The sequence below is a fragment of the Lysobacter luteus genome (assembly GCF_907164845.1).
GTDB lineage: Bacteria > Pseudomonadota > Gammaproteobacteria > Xanthomonadales > Xanthomonadaceae > Novilysobacter > Novilysobacter luteus.
On the sequence record NZ_OU015430.1, the window covers coordinates 633,208 to 647,574 of the forward strand.

12 protein-coding genes are annotated in these 14,367 nt (G+C 68.7%); 10 read left to right on the forward strand and 2 right to left on the reverse strand.

Translation table 11 applies throughout. The features are described 5' to 3' along the window. Positions 1–85: 85 nt before the first annotated feature. The 6 genes from KOD61_RS02955 to KOD61_RS02980 all read left to right on the forward strand — a co-directional run bounded on the left by KOD61_RS02955 (position 86) and on the right by KOD61_RS02980 (position 7,777). The gene (locus KOD61_RS02955) at positions 86–2,269 is read left to right on the forward strand and encodes a RelA/SpoT family protein (RefSeq protein WP_215219580.1); all 2,184 of its coding nucleotides are present in this window, start codon (positions 86–88) and stop codon (positions 2,267–2,269) included. A 75-nt stretch (positions 2,270–2,344) separates the two neighbouring features. After that, positions 2,345–2,758, forward strand: a complete 414-nt coding sequence (locus KOD61_RS02960; protein WP_215219581.1) for a RidA family protein — start codon at positions 2,345–2,347, stop codon at positions 2,756–2,758. 7 nt (positions 2,759–2,765) lie between these two features. Further along, the gene (gene recG / locus KOD61_RS02965; RefSeq protein WP_215219582.1) at positions 2,766–4,919 is read left to right on the forward strand and encodes an ATP-dependent DNA helicase RecG; all 2,154 of its coding nucleotides are present in this window, start codon (positions 2,766–2,768) and stop codon (positions 4,917–4,919) included. Between the two features lie 33 nt (positions 4,920–4,952). Next, positions 4,953–5,906, forward strand: a complete 954-nt coding sequence (locus KOD61_RS02970) for a nucleoside hydrolase (protein ID WP_215219583.1) — start codon at positions 4,953–4,955, stop codon at positions 5,904–5,906. Between the two features lie 81 nt (positions 5,907–5,987). Then, positions 5,988–6,230 (forward strand): type B 50S ribosomal protein L31, encoded by a 243-nt coding sequence (locus KOD61_RS02975; protein ID WP_215219584.1) that lies wholly within the window; start codon positions 5,988–5,990, stop codon positions 6,228–6,230. Positions 6,231–6,478: 248 nt separating this feature from the next. Continuing rightward, complete coding sequence (locus KOD61_RS02980; protein ID WP_215219585.1) at positions 6,479–7,777, forward strand: citrate synthase; 1,299 nt, start codon at positions 6,479–6,481, stop codon at positions 7,775–7,777. Positions 7,778–7,848: 71 nt separating this feature from the next. Here the strand turns inward: KOD61_RS02980 and KOD61_RS02985 are convergent, their stop codons facing one another. Together KOD61_RS02985 and KOD61_RS02990 are read right to left on the reverse strand one after the other, a co-directional pair. Continuing rightward, the gene (locus KOD61_RS02985) at positions 7,849–8,490 is read right to left on the reverse strand and encodes a hypothetical protein (protein WP_215220257.1); all 642 of its coding nucleotides are present in this window, start codon (positions 8,488–8,490) and stop codon (positions 7,849–7,851) included. Between the two features lie 101 nt (positions 8,491–8,591). After that, positions 8,592–11,120 (reverse strand): penicillin-binding protein 1A, encoded by a 2,529-nt coding sequence (locus tag KOD61_RS02990; protein ID WP_215219586.1) that lies wholly within the window; start codon positions 11,118–11,120, stop codon positions 8,592–8,594. A 217-nt stretch (positions 11,121–11,337) separates the two neighbouring features. Here KOD61_RS02990 and KOD61_RS02995 point away from each other — a divergent pair, with 217 nt between their 5' ends. Genes KOD61_RS02995 through KOD61_RS03010 form a run of 4 tightly spaced genes read left to right on the forward strand, consistent with a single transcriptional unit; the run spans position 11,338 to position 14,366 of the window. Beyond that, the gene (locus KOD61_RS02995; protein WP_215219587.1) at positions 11,338–12,396 is read left to right on the forward strand and encodes a pilus assembly protein PilM; all 1,059 of its coding nucleotides are present in this window, start codon (positions 11,338–11,340) and stop codon (positions 12,394–12,396) included. Beyond that, complete coding sequence (locus KOD61_RS03000) at positions 12,396–13,154, forward strand: PilN domain-containing protein (RefSeq protein WP_215219588.1); 759 nt, start codon at positions 12,396–12,398, stop codon at positions 13,152–13,154. Before KOD61_RS02995 ends, KOD61_RS03000 begins: the two co-directional genes overlap by 1 nt. Beyond that, a complete protein-coding gene (locus KOD61_RS03005; RefSeq protein WP_215219589.1) occupies positions 13,151–13,810 on the forward strand; it encodes a type IV pilus inner membrane component PilO in 660 nt (219 codons plus the stop codon). Before KOD61_RS03000 ends, KOD61_RS03005 begins: the two co-directional genes overlap by 4 nt. A 34-nt stretch (positions 13,811–13,844) precedes the next feature. Continuing rightward, positions 13,845–14,366, forward strand: a complete 522-nt coding sequence (locus KOD61_RS03010; RefSeq protein ID WP_251370682.1) for a pilus assembly protein PilP — start codon at positions 13,845–13,847, stop codon at positions 14,364–14,366. The last annotated feature ends 1 nt before the right edge of the window (position 14,367 follow it).

A 14,367-nucleotide genomic window follows, 5' to 3' on the forward strand; every position in this document is an offset into this window, starting at 1 on the left:
GAGCCCCGCCAAGCGCGGGGCTCTTGGTTTCCGGACGCCTGCCCGCGCATTGCGCCGCGCCGCGCGGCGCGCGTAGATTGCCAGCATGACCCCCGCCGAGCCCGCCTGTAGCCGTTTCGATGTACCGGTCGCCGACGACGCGGCCCTGCCCGAGTACGTCCGCGAGTTGGAGCAGGCCGCCGCCTATCTGACCGAGCCCCAGCGCGCGATGCTGCGCCGGGCCTGGGCGATCGGCGCCGCGGCGCATGCCGGGCAGACCCGCAAGTCCGGCGAGCCCTACATCACCCATCCGGTCGCGGTCGCCTGCGTGCTGGCCGAGCAGCGCCTGGACGTCGAGACACTGGTCGCGGCGATCCTGCACGACACGATCGAGGACACCCCGCTCACGCGCGACTGCATCGCCGCGGAGTTCGGCGACACCGTGGCCGAACTGGTCGACGGGGTCACCAAGCTCGACAAGCTCCACTTTCGCGACCGCCAGGAAGCCGCAGCCGAGAGCTTCCGCAAGATGCTGCTGGCGATGTCGCGCGACCTGCGCGTCATCCTGATCAAGCTCGCCGACCGCCTGCACAACATGCGTACGCTCGGCGCCAAGAACGCCGAGTCGCGTGCCCGCATCGCCCGCGAGACCCTGGAGATCTACGCGCCCATCGCCCAGCGCCTGGGCATGAACCTGATCAAGGCCGAGCTGCAGGACCTGGGCTTCCGCGCGCTGTATCCATGGCGCCACGCCGTACTTGAAAAACGCATCCGCACCCAGCCGGTGGTGCGCCGCGAAGCACTGGTCCAGATCGAGGCCAACCTTGCCCAGCGGCTGGCCAAGGAGAAGCTGCCGCACCGCCTGATCAGCCGGGTGAAATCGCCGTGGAGCATCTACACCAAGATGCACGCCGAGCACAAAAGCTTCGCCCAGGTGATGGACGTGTTCGGGTTCCGGGTCGTGCTGCGCAGCGTCGCCGACTGCTACCACGCGCTCGGCGTGGTGCACGCCACCTACAAGCCGCTGGACGCGCGCTTCCGCGACTTCATCGCGATCCCGAAGGCGAACGGTTACCAGTCCCTGCACACGGTGCTGTTCGGACCCTACGGCTCGCCGGTCGAGGTCCAGCTGCGCACCGAGGAGATGGACCTGATTGCCGAGAAGGGCATCGCCGCGCACTGGTCCTACAAGGACGGCACCGAAGGCCCCAACAGTGCCCAGAGCCGCGCCCACAGCTGGATCAGCGGGCTGGTGGAGACCCAGCACGCGGCGGGCTCCTCGCTGGAGTTCCTCGAGAACGTCAAGGTCGACCTGTTCCCCGACGAGGTGTACCTGTTCAGCCCGAAGGGCGACATCATGTCGCTGCCGCGCAACGCCAGCGCGCTGGACTTCGCCTACGCCGTACACACCGATGTCGGCAACCAGGCGGTTGCCGCCCGCGTGGACGGCAAGCTGGTGCCGCTGCGCACCCGGCTTGCCAACGGCCAGCGGGTCGAGATCATCACCGCGCGCTCGTCGATGCCCAAGCCGCAATGGCTCGAGTTCGTCGTTTCCGGCAAGGCCCGCACGTCGATCCGCCAGCAGCTCAAGCACATCGAGCACGAAGACGCGGTGCAGCTTGGCCATCGCATGCTCGACCGCGCGCTCGAAGCGCAGGGCACCTCGCTCGAGCGCGTGCCGGCCGAGCGGGTCGAAAGCTATCTGCACGAGCACCGGTATCCGCGGCTGGAAGCGCTGCTGGCCGACATTGCCCTGGGCAACCGCATGCCCAGCCAAGTGGCGATGCTACTTGCGCGCGAGCCCGGCACGCGTGCCACCCCGGAGCGGTCCGGACCGGTGCCGCTGAGCAAGGACCGGATCCTGATCACCGGGACCGAGCGCGGCGTGATCACGTTCGCCAACTGCTGCCTGCCGGTGCCTGGCGACGAGATCATGGGCTACCACACCGCGGGCAAGGGGTTGGTGGTGCACCGGCTGGACTGTCCCAACATCACCGACTACCGCAAGTCGCCCGAACGCTGGGTGGCGGTGGGCTGGGACCGCAAGGTCAGCGGCGACTTCAGCGCCGCCCTGCGGATCGAGGTCGACAACCGGCCAGGCGCGCTGGCCCAGGTCGCCGCCGCGATCGCCGAGGCGGAATCCAACATCGACCGGGTCGAGTACCTCGAGCGCGACACCCACATCGCGGTACTGCGCTTCTCGATCGAGGTAGGCGACCGGCGCCACCTGGCCAACGTCATCCGCCGGGTTCGCCGGCTGGGCGTGGTGATGGGCGTCCAGCGCATCTGACCGTGCGGGCGGGCTGCTGGCCCGCCCCCGGCGGCACTCCTACAATGCGGTTCCACGACGCCGCCAGGAGCCACCATGTCCCGCACCCCGATCCAGACCGACCAGGCCCCCGCGGCGATCGGCCCGTATTCCCAGGCCGTCCGGATGGGCGACACGGTATTCCTGTCGGGCCAGATCCCGCTGGACCCTGCAACCGGCGAGATCGTCGGTGGCGACATCGAGGCGCAGGCGCGCCGGGCCTTCGACAACCTCAAGGCGGTGTGCGCGGCGGCCGGTGGCTCACTCGACGACGAGGTGGCGCGGCTCGGCCTTTACCTCACCGACCTGGGGGACTTCGCCAAGGTCAATGCGGTGATGGCCGAGTATTTCGACGCCCCGTACCCGGCGCGTTCGACCATCCAGGTCTCGGCGCTTCCGAAGGGGGCGGCCTTCGAGGTCGACGCGATCCTGGTCCTCGCAAACGCGTCCACCGCACACCGGGCCGGCTAGACCCGGCTTGGCCAGGCGCGCCGCCCGCCCCGCACCCGCCCTGGCGGCGGTCGGCGATACCGCGCTGACCGCGCTGGCGGGCTGCGGCCCGAAGGTGGCCGAGAAGCTCGCCGCGCGCGGCCTGGCCTGCCTGCAGGACTTGTGGCTGCAGTTGCCACGGCAGTACGAAGACCGCACCCGGCTGACCCCGATCCGGGCGCTGCAGCCGGGCGTGGCCGCGCAGGTCGAAGGCAGGGTCGAAGCGGTCGAACGCGGGTTCCGTTACCGGCCGCTGCTGCGGGTGGCGGTCTGCGACGACTCGCAGGGGACGCTGGTGCTGCGCTTCTTCCATTTCCGTTCGGCGCAGGTCAACCAGTTCCAGCCGGGCGTCCGGATCCGCTGCTACGGCACGCCGCGGCCCGGCCAGAACGGGCTGGAGATCGTCCACCCCAGCTATCGCATTCTCGATGATGCCGAGGGGGACGCGCTCGGCGACCGGCTCGACCCGGTGTACCCGGCCATCGAGGGTATCGGCCCGGCTGCGCTGCGACGGCTGATCGGGCTCGCGCTCGACCGCCTTCCCGAGGACGGCACGCTGGAGCTGCTGCCGCCGCACGTGCTCGCCTCCATGCAGTTGCCGCCATTGCGCGAAGCACTGCTCACCGTGCACCGCCCGTCGCGCGATGCCGACGTCGCGCAACTGCTCGAGGGGCGCCACCCGGCGCAGCGTCGGCTGGTGCTGGAGGAGCTGCTCGCGCACCACCTGAGCCTTCGCCGCCAGCGCATCGCCCAGCAGGCGCATGCCGCGCCGGTCCTGCACGACGACACGCTGGCGGCGCGCCTGCGTGCATCGCTGCCGTTCTCACTGACCGGCGCCCAACAGCGCGTGTTCGGTGAAATCCTGGCAGACCTCGCGCAGCCGTCGCCCATGTTGCGCCTGGTGCAGGGCGACGTCGGCAGCGGCAAGACCGTGGTGGCCGCGCTGGCAGCGATGCTGGCCGTCGCCCACGGCCGACAGGCCGCGCTGATGGCACCCACCGAACTGCTGGCCGAGCAGCACCTGGCCAACCTGCGCGGCTGGCTGGAACCGCTCGGCGTGCAGGTCGCCTGGCTTGCCGGCAAGGTGACCGGACGGGCGCGCGCGAAGGTGCTCGAAGCGGTGGCAAGTGGCCAGGCCCAGGTGGTGCTTGGCACCCATGCGCTGATGCAGGAAGGCGTCGCGTTTCGCGACCTGGCCCTCGCGATCGTCGACGAGCAGCACCGCTTCGGCGTGCACCAGCGCCTGGCACTGCGCGACAAGGGGGGTGGGGGCGAGATCGGCGCGGGCGCCACCGTGCCGCACCAGCTGGTGATGACCGCGACGCCGATTCCGCGGACCTTGGCAATGTCGGCCTACGCCGACCTGGACGTGTCCGCGATCGACGAACTGCCGCCCGGCCGCACGCCGGTCCAAACGGTGGCGTTGAGCGCCGAGCGACGCCCCGAGCTGGTGGAGCGTATCCGTGCGGCGTGCGCGGAGGGCCGGCAGGCCTACTGGGTCTGCACCCTGATCGACGACCCCGAGGAGAACGACCGCCCCGGGGCGACGATGCGGATCGAGGCACAGGCCGCCCAGACCACCTTCGAGACCCTGTCGGCGCAACTGCCGGGGCTTCGGGTCGGACTGGTCCATGGCCGCATGAAGGCCGCCGAGAAACAGGCGACGATGGCCGCCTTCAAGGCCGGCGCGATCGGCTTGCTGGTCGCTACCACGGTGATCGAGGTTGGCGTGGACGTGCCCAACGCCTCGCTCATGATCATCGAGAACGCAGAGCGGCTCGGCCTGGCCCAGTTGCACCAGTTGCGCGGGCGGGTGGGGCGGGGCAGCGCGGCGTCGAGTTGCGTCCTGCTGTACCGGTCGCCGCTGTCGCAGCTGGCGCGGCAACGGCTCGAGACCATGCGCGAGACCAGCGACGGCTTCCTGATCGCCGAACGCGATCTCGAACTGCGCGGCCCGGGTGAGCTGCTGGGTACGCGGCAGACCGGCCTGGCCGGCTTCCGCCTGGCCGACCTCGCGCGCGATGCCGACCTGCTGCCCCAGGTCCATTCCATCGGCGAGCGCCTGCTGGCCGAATCGCCAACGGTGGCCGATGCGATCGTCGCGCGGTGGGTAGGCGGGGCGGTGCGCTATGCCGGCGCCTGACGCGCGGGTCGGGGCTGCCGGCATAATCGGGCAATGACCGACACGCCCCCCGACACCGATCGCATTCCGCTGCTTATCGACACCGACCCCGGCGTCGATGACGCGCTCGCCCTGCTGATGGCCTTCAACGATCCACGCCACGAGGTCGTCGGGCTGACGATCGCGGCCGGCAATGTCGGGCTGCCGCATACCGTCGCCAACGCGCTCAAGCTGTGCGAAGTGGCCGGCGTGGACGTGCCGGTGTTTGCCGGATGCGCCACCCCGCTGCTGCACATGGCCGAAGATGCCGGCTACGTACATGGCCGCGACGGCTTCGGCGACATCGGTTACACGCCGGCCGCGCGCCAGCCGGAGGGCGAGCACGCCGCGCTTGCGATCCTGCGACTGTCGCACGAGTTCGCCGGCCGCCTGCTGCTGGTCGCGCTGGGTCCGTTGACCAACCTCGCCCTCGCGCTCCGGCTCGATCCCGGCCTGCCTTCCCGCGTGGCACGGCTGGTGGTGATGGGCGGCGCGGTGACCGGGCGCGGCAACACCAGCGCCGTCGCCGAGTTCAACATCGGCTTCGACCCGGAAGCCGCCCACATCGTGTTCGACGCCTTCCCGAAGGTCGACCTGGCCGACTGGGAGGCGGTGATGGAGCACGGGTTCCCACACCGCGATGTCGAGCGCTGGCTGGCGTGCGGCCATCCCCGGGCGACGTTCTACGAGGAGATCTCGCGCAAGACCCGGCAGTGGGCGGGCGATAGCCGGGGCGATCGCTGGCATTCGGCCGATGCGTTGGCGATGGCCTACGCGCTGGAGCCGTCGGCCGCGCTGGAGGTGGTCGAACGGCCCCTGGCGGTGGAGCTGGCCGGCCACCACAGCCGCGGCGCAACAGTGGTGGACTGGCAGCGCCGCGGCGGCTCACCCGACAATGCCGCGATCCTGATGCGCTACGACCAGGCCCGGTTCGAGGCCCGCATCGAGGCCGCGCTGGCGGCGCGTTAGTCGTGCGCACAACGGGCTTGCGTCGCTCCCGGAACGGCCGCTATACTGCCGCGCTTCCCTCCGCATAATTGGTGAGTGCCAATGAAAGCCGGCATCCATCCTGAATACCGCGAAGTCGTGTTCCAGGACGTGACCAGCGACTTCCAGTTCCTGACCCGCTCGACCCTTGGCAGCAAGGAGTCGGTCAAGTGGGAGGACGGCAACGAGTACCCGTTGATCAAGGTCGACATCTCGTCGGCGTCGCACCCGTTCTACACGGGCAAGCACAAGATCATGGATACCGGCGGTCGCGTGGACAAGTTCCGCAAGCGCTACGCCAAGTAAGCGCAGACGCAAGCTGCATCCACGACGGTCGCCGCGAGGCGGCCGTCGTCGTTTCCGCCGCCCGGCCTTTGCGGGGAGGGCCGTGCCCCGGCCCGGCCTCCGCGGGAACGCTGTGTTGCGTCGTGCACCGGGGACCATGCGGTACGGCACTGTGCGATAATTGGGAGATCGCGGTGCGGTCCGCGTTCTTGTCCATCCCCCCTCCGTCCCCGACCGGTTCGCGGACGTGCAGACATGAGGAGTGCTTCGTGTCCGAAACATCTTCCAGCGCCCAGGCGACCCTTTCCGTCGGTGACAGCAGCGTCGAGCTGCCGGTCCAGCGTCCCACCATCGGCGCACCGTGCATCGACATCGGCAAGCTGCCCAAGGCCACCGGCCACTTCACCTACGACCCGGGCTTCACCGCGACGGCGAGCTGCAAGTCGGCAATCACCTACATCGACGGCGACGAGGGCGTGCTGCTGTACCGCGGCTACCCGATCGAACAGCTCGCCGAGCAGTCGAGCTTCCTCGAGGTGGCCTACCTGCTGATCAACGGCCAGCTGCCGGACCGCAACGAGTTCGCCTCGTTCGAGCACGAGGTCACGCATCACACGATGATGCACGAGGCCTTCAAGGGCTTCCTCGGCGGCTTCCGCCACGACGCCCACCCGATGGCGATGCTGGTCGGCATGCTCGGTTCGATGGCGAGCTTCTACCACAACGATCTCGACCTGGACGACCCGGAGCAGCGCCGCCTGGCCGCGATCCGCCTGATCGCCAAGGTGCCGACGATCGCCGCCGCCTGCTACCGCCACTCGGTCGGCTGGCCGCTGCGCTACCCGCGCAACAACCTCGACTACACCACGCGCTTCCTGCACATGCTGTACGAAGTGCCGAGCGAGCCGCTGGAGCTGAACCCGGTCGCCGCGAAAGCGATGGACCTGTTGTTCATCCTGCACGCCGACCATGAGCAGAATGCGTCGACCTCGACTGTGCGCCTGGTCGGCTCCACCGGTGCCAACCCGTACGTCTGCGTCGCCTCCGGCGTCGCGGCGCTCTGGGGACCTGCGCACGGTGGCGCCAACGAAGCCGTGCTCAAGATGCTCAACGAGATCGGCCGTCCGGAAAACGTGCAGTCGGCGATCGACAAGGCAAAGGACAAGGAGTCCGGCTTCCGCCTGATGGGCTTCGGCCACCGCGTCTACAAGAACTACGACCCGCGCGCTGCGCTGGTGCGCAAGATGACCCACGAGGTGCTCGGCCAGCTCGGCGTGAACGATCCGCTGCTCGACGTGGCGATGAAGCTCGAGGAAGCCGCGCTGAAGGACGACTACTTCGTCCAGCGCAAGCTCTATCCGAACGTCGATTTCTACAGCGGCATCATCTACAAGGCGCTCGGCATCCCGGTGGAGATGTTCACCGTGATGTTCGCCATTGCCCGGACCGCGGGCTGGGTCGCGCACTGGCTGGAGCAGCAGGACGACCCGGAGAACAAGATCGGCCGTCCGCGGCAGATCTACACCGGCTCGCCCAAGCGCGATTACGTCGGTATCGACGGCCGCTGACCGCACGCGACACCCGGTACACGGAAACGCCCCGCACTGCGGGGCGTTTTTCGTTTCGGGCCGTGCGCGCATCAGCCGCCGTAGTCGTCGATCTCCTGCCGCGTCAGCAGCTCGCGCAGCTGCGTGGCGTTGGCGCGCTGCACCGGGCGCTCGTCGATCGCCGAGAGCGGCGCCTGCCTCAGCAGCAGGCAGGGCAGCACGGTCAGTTCGAACGCAAGGTCCTCGGCGGTGAACAACCACACCGGAAAGTCGCTGCTGCGCTCCCTGTCCAGCCGCAGGCGCCGCCCGCCGGCTTCGGCCGGGATGCCGCGCTCTTCGAGGAATCGCGGCACTGCGTCGGGATCGTCGCTGTGGACGAACAGCGTGACCGGGCTGCGCGCGTCGGCGGTGCCCTCCAGCACCGGTCCGACCAGCCGCGGATCGAACGGATCGAAGAAATCCAGGGCACGCAGCGCGGCTTCGCGCCGCCGGCGCAGCTCATCCTGGTGGTCGGGGCGGAACAGGCGCTGGTACTCGCGCAGCGCGTCCTCGATCTCACGGTTGCGCGGAAGCGAGGCGTCGTCGGAAATGCCGAGCCGCTGGGCAGCCTTGAGCTTGGCCTGGTGGTAGTCGCGCAGGCCGCCCTCGGCGATGAGGCGGGCGGCCTCGCCGGCGACCCGCTCACGGCGTTCACGGATGCGTGTCTGGGCATGGCGGGCATGGTGCCCCGCCATTTCCGCCTTGCCCTGGCTTGCCTGCTTGCGACGGGGCATAGCGACCTCCATCCGGGTGGACAACATCGCGCCGGATGCCCGGCGCGTCCACGCTAGCACGCTCAGAAGATGTCGAACGTCTCCTCGGACTGGCGCGCGTCCGGGCCGTAGCTGTCGTACTCGGCATACGCCTGCATGCGTTCCAGGTCTTCGGTCTTGACCCACTCGGTGATGCCACCACCGCTCGCGGGCAGGAGGCTGCCGTTGGCCGCCACGCCGACCTCGACCATGCCGTCCGGCGGCAGGTTCTCGGCAACCGGACGGTCCTCCAGCGCAACCCGCATGAAGTCGATCCAGACCGGCAGCGCGGCCTTGCCGCCGTACTCGCCGCGACCAAGCGACTCGAAGTTGTCGCGACCGACCCACACCGTCGTCACCAGCCCGCCTCCGAGTCCCGAGAACCAGGCATCGCGATGCTCGTTGGTGGAACCGGTCTTGCCGCCCACGTCCTCGCGCCCGAGCACCTTGGCGCGGGTGCCGGTACCGCGCTGCACCACGTCACGCAGCATCGATTGGAGCTGGTAGGCAATGCGGCCGTCGATGGCACGCGGCGCGACCTTCATGTCGGCCGGCGGCTCGACCGGCGCGGCTTTCGCCTGCTGCTCGGCTGCCGCCGGTTCAGCCGGTTCAGCCGGTTCAGCCGGTGCCGCGGCGGGCCCGAGGTTGAAGCCGCCGACGACCGTGCCGCCATTGGTATTGCCGGCCGCCTGGCGGCGCGCGCCGCCGCCGCCGCAGTACGGGCAGGCCGTGAGCGGGTTCTCCTCGAAGATCACCGCGCCGTCGCGGTCCTTCACCTGCTTGATCAGCCACGGCGTCACCCGGAAGCCGCCATTGGCGAACGCGGCGTATCCCCGCGCGATCGACAACGGGGTGAGCGATGCGGTGCCCAGCGACATCGAGAGGTTCGGCGGCAGCCGGTCCTCCTCGAACCCGAAGTGACTGATGTACTTGCGCGCGTAATCCACGCCGATCGCATCCAGCAGGCGCACCGACACCAGGTTGCGGGAGCGCACCAATGCCTCGCGCAGGCGCATCGGTCCGAGGAAGCGGGCGTCGTCGTTCTGCGGCCGCCAGGTGTTGCCGGCGCGGTCACGGAACACCACCGGCGCATCGAGCACGATCGAGGCCGGGTTGAAGCCGCGCTCGAACGAGGCGGCATACAGGAATGGCTTGAAGCTGGAGCCGGGCTGCCGGGTCGCCTGGGTGGCGCGGTTGAACTTGCTGCCGGCAAAGCTGAAGCCGCCGGTCAACGCGCGCAGTGCGCCCGTGTCGGCTTCCATCGACACCAGTGCCGCCTGGGCGCGCGGGAGCTGGGTCAAGGCGTAGCGGGGCGTTCCCTCCTCGGCTGCGGCGCTGCCATCATCGGCTTCCGCTTCGTCGTCGATGCGGTGCACGCGCACGACGTCGCCGCGCTTGACCAGGCTGGCGGGGTTGCGGCCATTCCAGCCCTGGTCGCGCCCGAGCGTGAGCACCCGTCCGCTGCGCAGCACGACCGTCGCGGTGCCATCGCCGGTCTCCAGCACCAGCGCCGGCAGCATGTCGGTCTGGGTCGCGATCCCGCGCAGGTGTGCCTTGGCCGTCTCCGCGTCCTCGCCCTCGGCCAGTTCGAACTGCTGCTCGACGCCGTGCCAGCCGTGGCGGCTGTCGTAGGTCACCAGACCGTCGCGCACCGCCTGGTTGGCCGCGCGCTGCATCTCGGCGTCGATCGTGGTGACGACGTGGTAACCCTTGGTCATCGCCTCGGCGCCAAAGCGGTCGATCATCTCCTGGCGGACCATCTCTGCCACGTACGGGGCATAGAGCTGGATCGGTGGCTCGTGGGGTGTCGCGTGCATGGGCGCGCGCTGCGCCGCGGACTTCTCCGCATCGGTGATGAAGCCCAGCTCCGCCATCCGTTGCAGGATGTAATCGCGCCGGATGCGCGCGCGCTCCGGGTTGCTGACCGGGTTGCCGCTGGAGGGGAACTTGGGAATGCCGGCAAGCGAGGCGATCTCATCGAGCGACAGCTCGGCCAGGTCCTTCCCGTAGTAGAACTCGGCGGCGGCAGTGACGCCGTAGGCGCGGTTGCCGAAGAAGCTGCGGTTGAGGTACAGCTCGAAGATCTGGTCCTTGCTGAGCTCGCGCTCCATCCGCCAGGCCAGCATCATCTCGGCGAACTTGCGGGTGTAGCTGTACTCGGTGCTCAGGAAGAACTGGCGCGCGACCTGCTGGGTGATGGTCGAGCCGCCGGGCACCCGTTCGTCATCAGTGGTCAGCAGCAACCATACCGCCCGGCCGACGCCGACGTAGTCCACGCCGCGGTGCTCGTAGAAGCGGTTGTCCTCGATCGCGATGAAGGCCTGCTTCAGCCGCTCCGGTACCGCCGCGATCTCCACCGGATAGCGCCGGATCTCCCCGAACACCGCCATCAGGCGACCATCGCTGGCATAGACGTACATCGGCTCCTGCATCTCGACGTCGTGCAGCGTCTCGACATCGGGCAGTTCCGGGGCGATCAGGTAATAGACTGTGCCGAGCGCGATCACGCATGCGACGGCCAGGCCGGCCGCGGCCAGGAGTGCCCAGCGCAGCAGGCGACGGAGTAGGGGCATCGAGCAGATCCGGATTGCGGGTGAGTGGGGTTGTGGAGTATAGAGGAGCGCGGGGACGACGCCGGCCGGGGAAACGAGCCGTTCGACCACCAGCGGCAGAAAGGAGCACTGGTGGGCAATTAGTGGATGGAATGGTTGCGGGGTCGTAAAAAGTCCGTTATCTAGGACGCGGCCACGGAAAGAGCGCTCAAGCGCCTGGTGGCAAGGGGAGATAACAGTGGGTGTCATTACCAAGAGCCAGCCGGCGCTCGTCGGCGTGGATATCAGTTCGACTGCGGTCAAGCTTCTGCAGCTGTCGCGGGCGGGCAACCGCTACCGCGTCGAGCACTACGCGGTGGAGCCGTTGCCGCCCAACGCGGTGGTCGAGAAGAACATCGTCGAGCCCGAAGCGGTCGGCGAAGCGATCAAGCGCGCGGTCGCGCGGTCCGGTACCCGGGCCAAGTACGCCGCCGCGGCGGTGGCCGGTTCGGCGGTGATCACGAAGGTGATCCCGATGTCGGCCGACCTGGAAGGCGACGACCTGGAAGCGCAGGTCGAGCTGGAAGCGGTCAACTACGTGCCGTACCCGATCGAGGAAGTGAACCTCGACTTCGAGGTGCTGGGCCCGGTGCCCGGCAGCAACGAGTCGGTGCAGGTCCTGCTGGCCGCCTCGCGCGCCGAGAACGTCGAGGTCCGCGCGTCGGCGCTGGAGATCGGCGGTTTGACGCCGAAGGTGATGGACGTGGAGGCGTTCGCGATCGAGAACGCGTTCGCGCTCCTCGCCGACCAGCTCAGCGCGCCGAAGGACGGCCTGGTCGCCCTGATCGATTCCGGGGCGACGATGACCACCCTCAACGTCATCCGCAACGGCCGCAGCCTCTACAGCCGCGAGCAGGTGTTTGGCGGCAAGCAGCTGACCGACGAGGTCATGCGCCGCTACAGCCTCAGCTACGAGGAAGCCGGCCTGGCCAAGCGCCAGGGCGGGCTGCCGGATACCTACGAAACCGAGGTGCTGGATCCGTTCAAGGAGGCGATGGTCCAGCAGATCAGCCGCCTGCTGCAGTTCTTCTACGCCGGCAGCGAGTACAACCGCGTCGACCAGATCGTCGTCGCCGGCGGCTGCGCGGCCATCCCGGGCATCGCCGGGATGATCGAGGAGCAGCTGGGCGTCCCGACCATGATCGCCAACCCGCTGGCCCACATGACCCTTGGTCCGCGCGTGCAGGCGCATGCCCTCGCCCAGGACGCGCCCGCCCTGCTGATCGCCTGCGGCCTGGCGCTGAGGAGCTTCGACTGATGGCACGGATCAACCTACTTCCGTGGCGTGCCGAGCGCCGCAAGCAGCGGCAGAAGGACGCCATGGTGATGCTGGCGCTCTCGGCGCTGGCGGCCGTGGTGCTGTCGTTCCTCATCGTCGGCTTCTACAACGGCCAGATCGACGGCCAGAACGAACGCAACAACTTCCTCAAGGCGCGCATTGCCGAGGTCGACACGCAGATCGCCGAGATCGACAAGCTCGACCAGCAGAAAGCGAAGTTGCTGGCGCGCAAGGAAGTCATCGAAAAGCTGCAGGCCAACCGCTCGCAGATGGTCCACCTGTTCGACTCGCTGGTCCGTACCATCCCCGACGGCGTGATGCTGACGTCGATCAAGCAGGACAACGAGATCCTGACCCTCGAGGGCCGCTCGCAGTCCAACGCCCGCGTCAGTACCTACATGCGCAACCTCGAAGGCTCCGGCTGGATGACCAACCCGGAGCTGGCCATCATCGAGGCCCGCGGCGAGGACAAGGGTCTGCCGTACGTGTTCAAGCTGCAGGTCAAGCTGGCCAACCCGAACGCGCCTCGTGACGAGGATGGCGATGGCATCCCGGACCCGCTGCCGGTTGACACCGAGGTCGCGCCGGTCGCGACGGACGTTGAAGCCGCGCCCGCCGCCATGTCGGAGATGCCCGCCGATACCGTGACGGCACCCGCCGCCGAAGGTGCGGAAGGTGGCGCGGTCGAGGCCGGTGACGCCGCGGAAGTTCCCGCGACCGAGGAGGCCGCGTCGTGAGCAAGAAGATCAACATCAAAGAGCTGGACTTCAACAACATCGGCGGCTGGCCGCAGCAGGCCAAGATCGGCCTGTGCGTGATCATCGGCATCGTGATCGTGGGCCTGGCCTGGTGGGTGTTCGTGCGCGACCAGCGCGAACAGCTTGCCGGCCTGGAGCGCACCGAGACCGAGCTGCGCACCGAGTTCGAGACCAAGCAGGGCCGCGCCTCCAACCTCGAGCCGCTGAAGCAGCAGCTCGCGCAGATGGAGCAGCAGTTGCAGCAGATGCTGCGGCAGCTGCCGAGCAAGACCGAGATGCCCGACCTGATCGTCGACATCTCCCAGACCGCGCTCGCCACCGGCATCAGCAACGAGCTGTTCCAGCCCGGTCCGGAGCAGCCCAAGGAGTTCTACGCCGAGAAGCCGATCGCGCTGCGCATGGTGGGCACCTACCACCAGTTCGGTGGGTTCGTCAGCGGCGTCGCCTCGCTGCCGCGGGTGGTGATCATGACGATGCACGACATCTCGCTGAAGCCGCGTGGCGAAGGCAAGGGCGTCGGCATCACGGCCAACGCTCCGCTGGAACTTGCGGGCACGGTGAAGACCTACCGCTACCTCGACGAGGAAGAAATCGCCGAGTCGACCGCGGCGCAGACCGGCAAGGAGGGGACCTGAGATGCGTGAGCTGACCGTTCGCGGCGGTGCATCGATGCCCCGCCTGATGCTGGCCTCTGCGGTGCTCGTGTTGCTGGCGGGCTGCTCGCGCGGCGTGACCAGCACCCCGGGCGAGGCGCCCAACCTCGAGAGCTTCGTGGCCGAGGTCAAGGCGCGTCCTGCGCCGCCGCTGGATCCGCTGCCGGTGATGCAGCAGTTCGAAACATTCGAGTACGCCGCCCAGGGGCTGCGTGACCCGTTCAGCAATGCGTTTACCGACCGCAGCAACGGCAGCGGTCCGCGCCCGGACTCCGACCGTCGCAAGCAGACGCTCGAGCAGTTCCCGCTGGACAGCCTCGACATGGTCGGTACGCTGGGCCGCGGCAACAGCGTCGTGGCACTGGTGATGGCGCCCGACAAGGTGACTTACCGCGTGCAGCCTGGCGCGTACATGGGGCAGAGCGACGGTCGCGTGACCGGCGTGTTCGAAGATCGTATCGAGTTGGTTGAACTGGTTCCGGACGGGGCGGGGGGTTGGCTGGAACGGCCGGCCACCGTCGTGTTGGAAGATCAATAAG

Coding starts and splice junctions, on each gene's coding strand:
- KOD61_RS02955 (WP_215219580.1), top strand. CDS start 86: ATGACCCCCGCCGAGCCCGCCTGTAGCCGTTTCGATGTACCGGTCGCC.
- KOD61_RS02960 (WP_215219581.1), top strand. CDS start 2,345: ATGTCCCGCACCCCGATCCAGACCGACCAGGCCCCCGCGGCGATCGGC.
- KOD61_RS02970 (WP_215219583.1), top strand. CDS start 4,953: ATGACCGACACGCCCCCCGACACCGATCGCATTCCGCTGCTTATCGAC.
- KOD61_RS02975 (WP_215219584.1), top strand. CDS start 5,988: ATGAAAGCCGGCATCCATCCTGAATACCGCGAAGTCGTGTTCCAGGAC.
- KOD61_RS02985 (WP_215220257.1), bottom strand. CDS start 8,490: ATGGCGGGGCACCATGCCCGCCATGCCCAGACACGCATCCGTGAACGC.
- KOD61_RS02990 (WP_215219586.1), bottom strand. CDS start 11,120: ATGCCCCTACTCCGTCGCCTGCTGCGCTGGGCACTCCTGGCCGCGGCC.
- KOD61_RS03000 (WP_215219588.1), top strand. CDS start 12,396: ATGGCACGGATCAACCTACTTCCGTGGCGTGCCGAGCGCCGCAAGCAG.
- KOD61_RS03010 (WP_251370682.1), top strand. CDS start 13,845: ATGCCCCGCCTGATGCTGGCCTCTGCGGTGCTCGTGTTGCTGGCGGGC.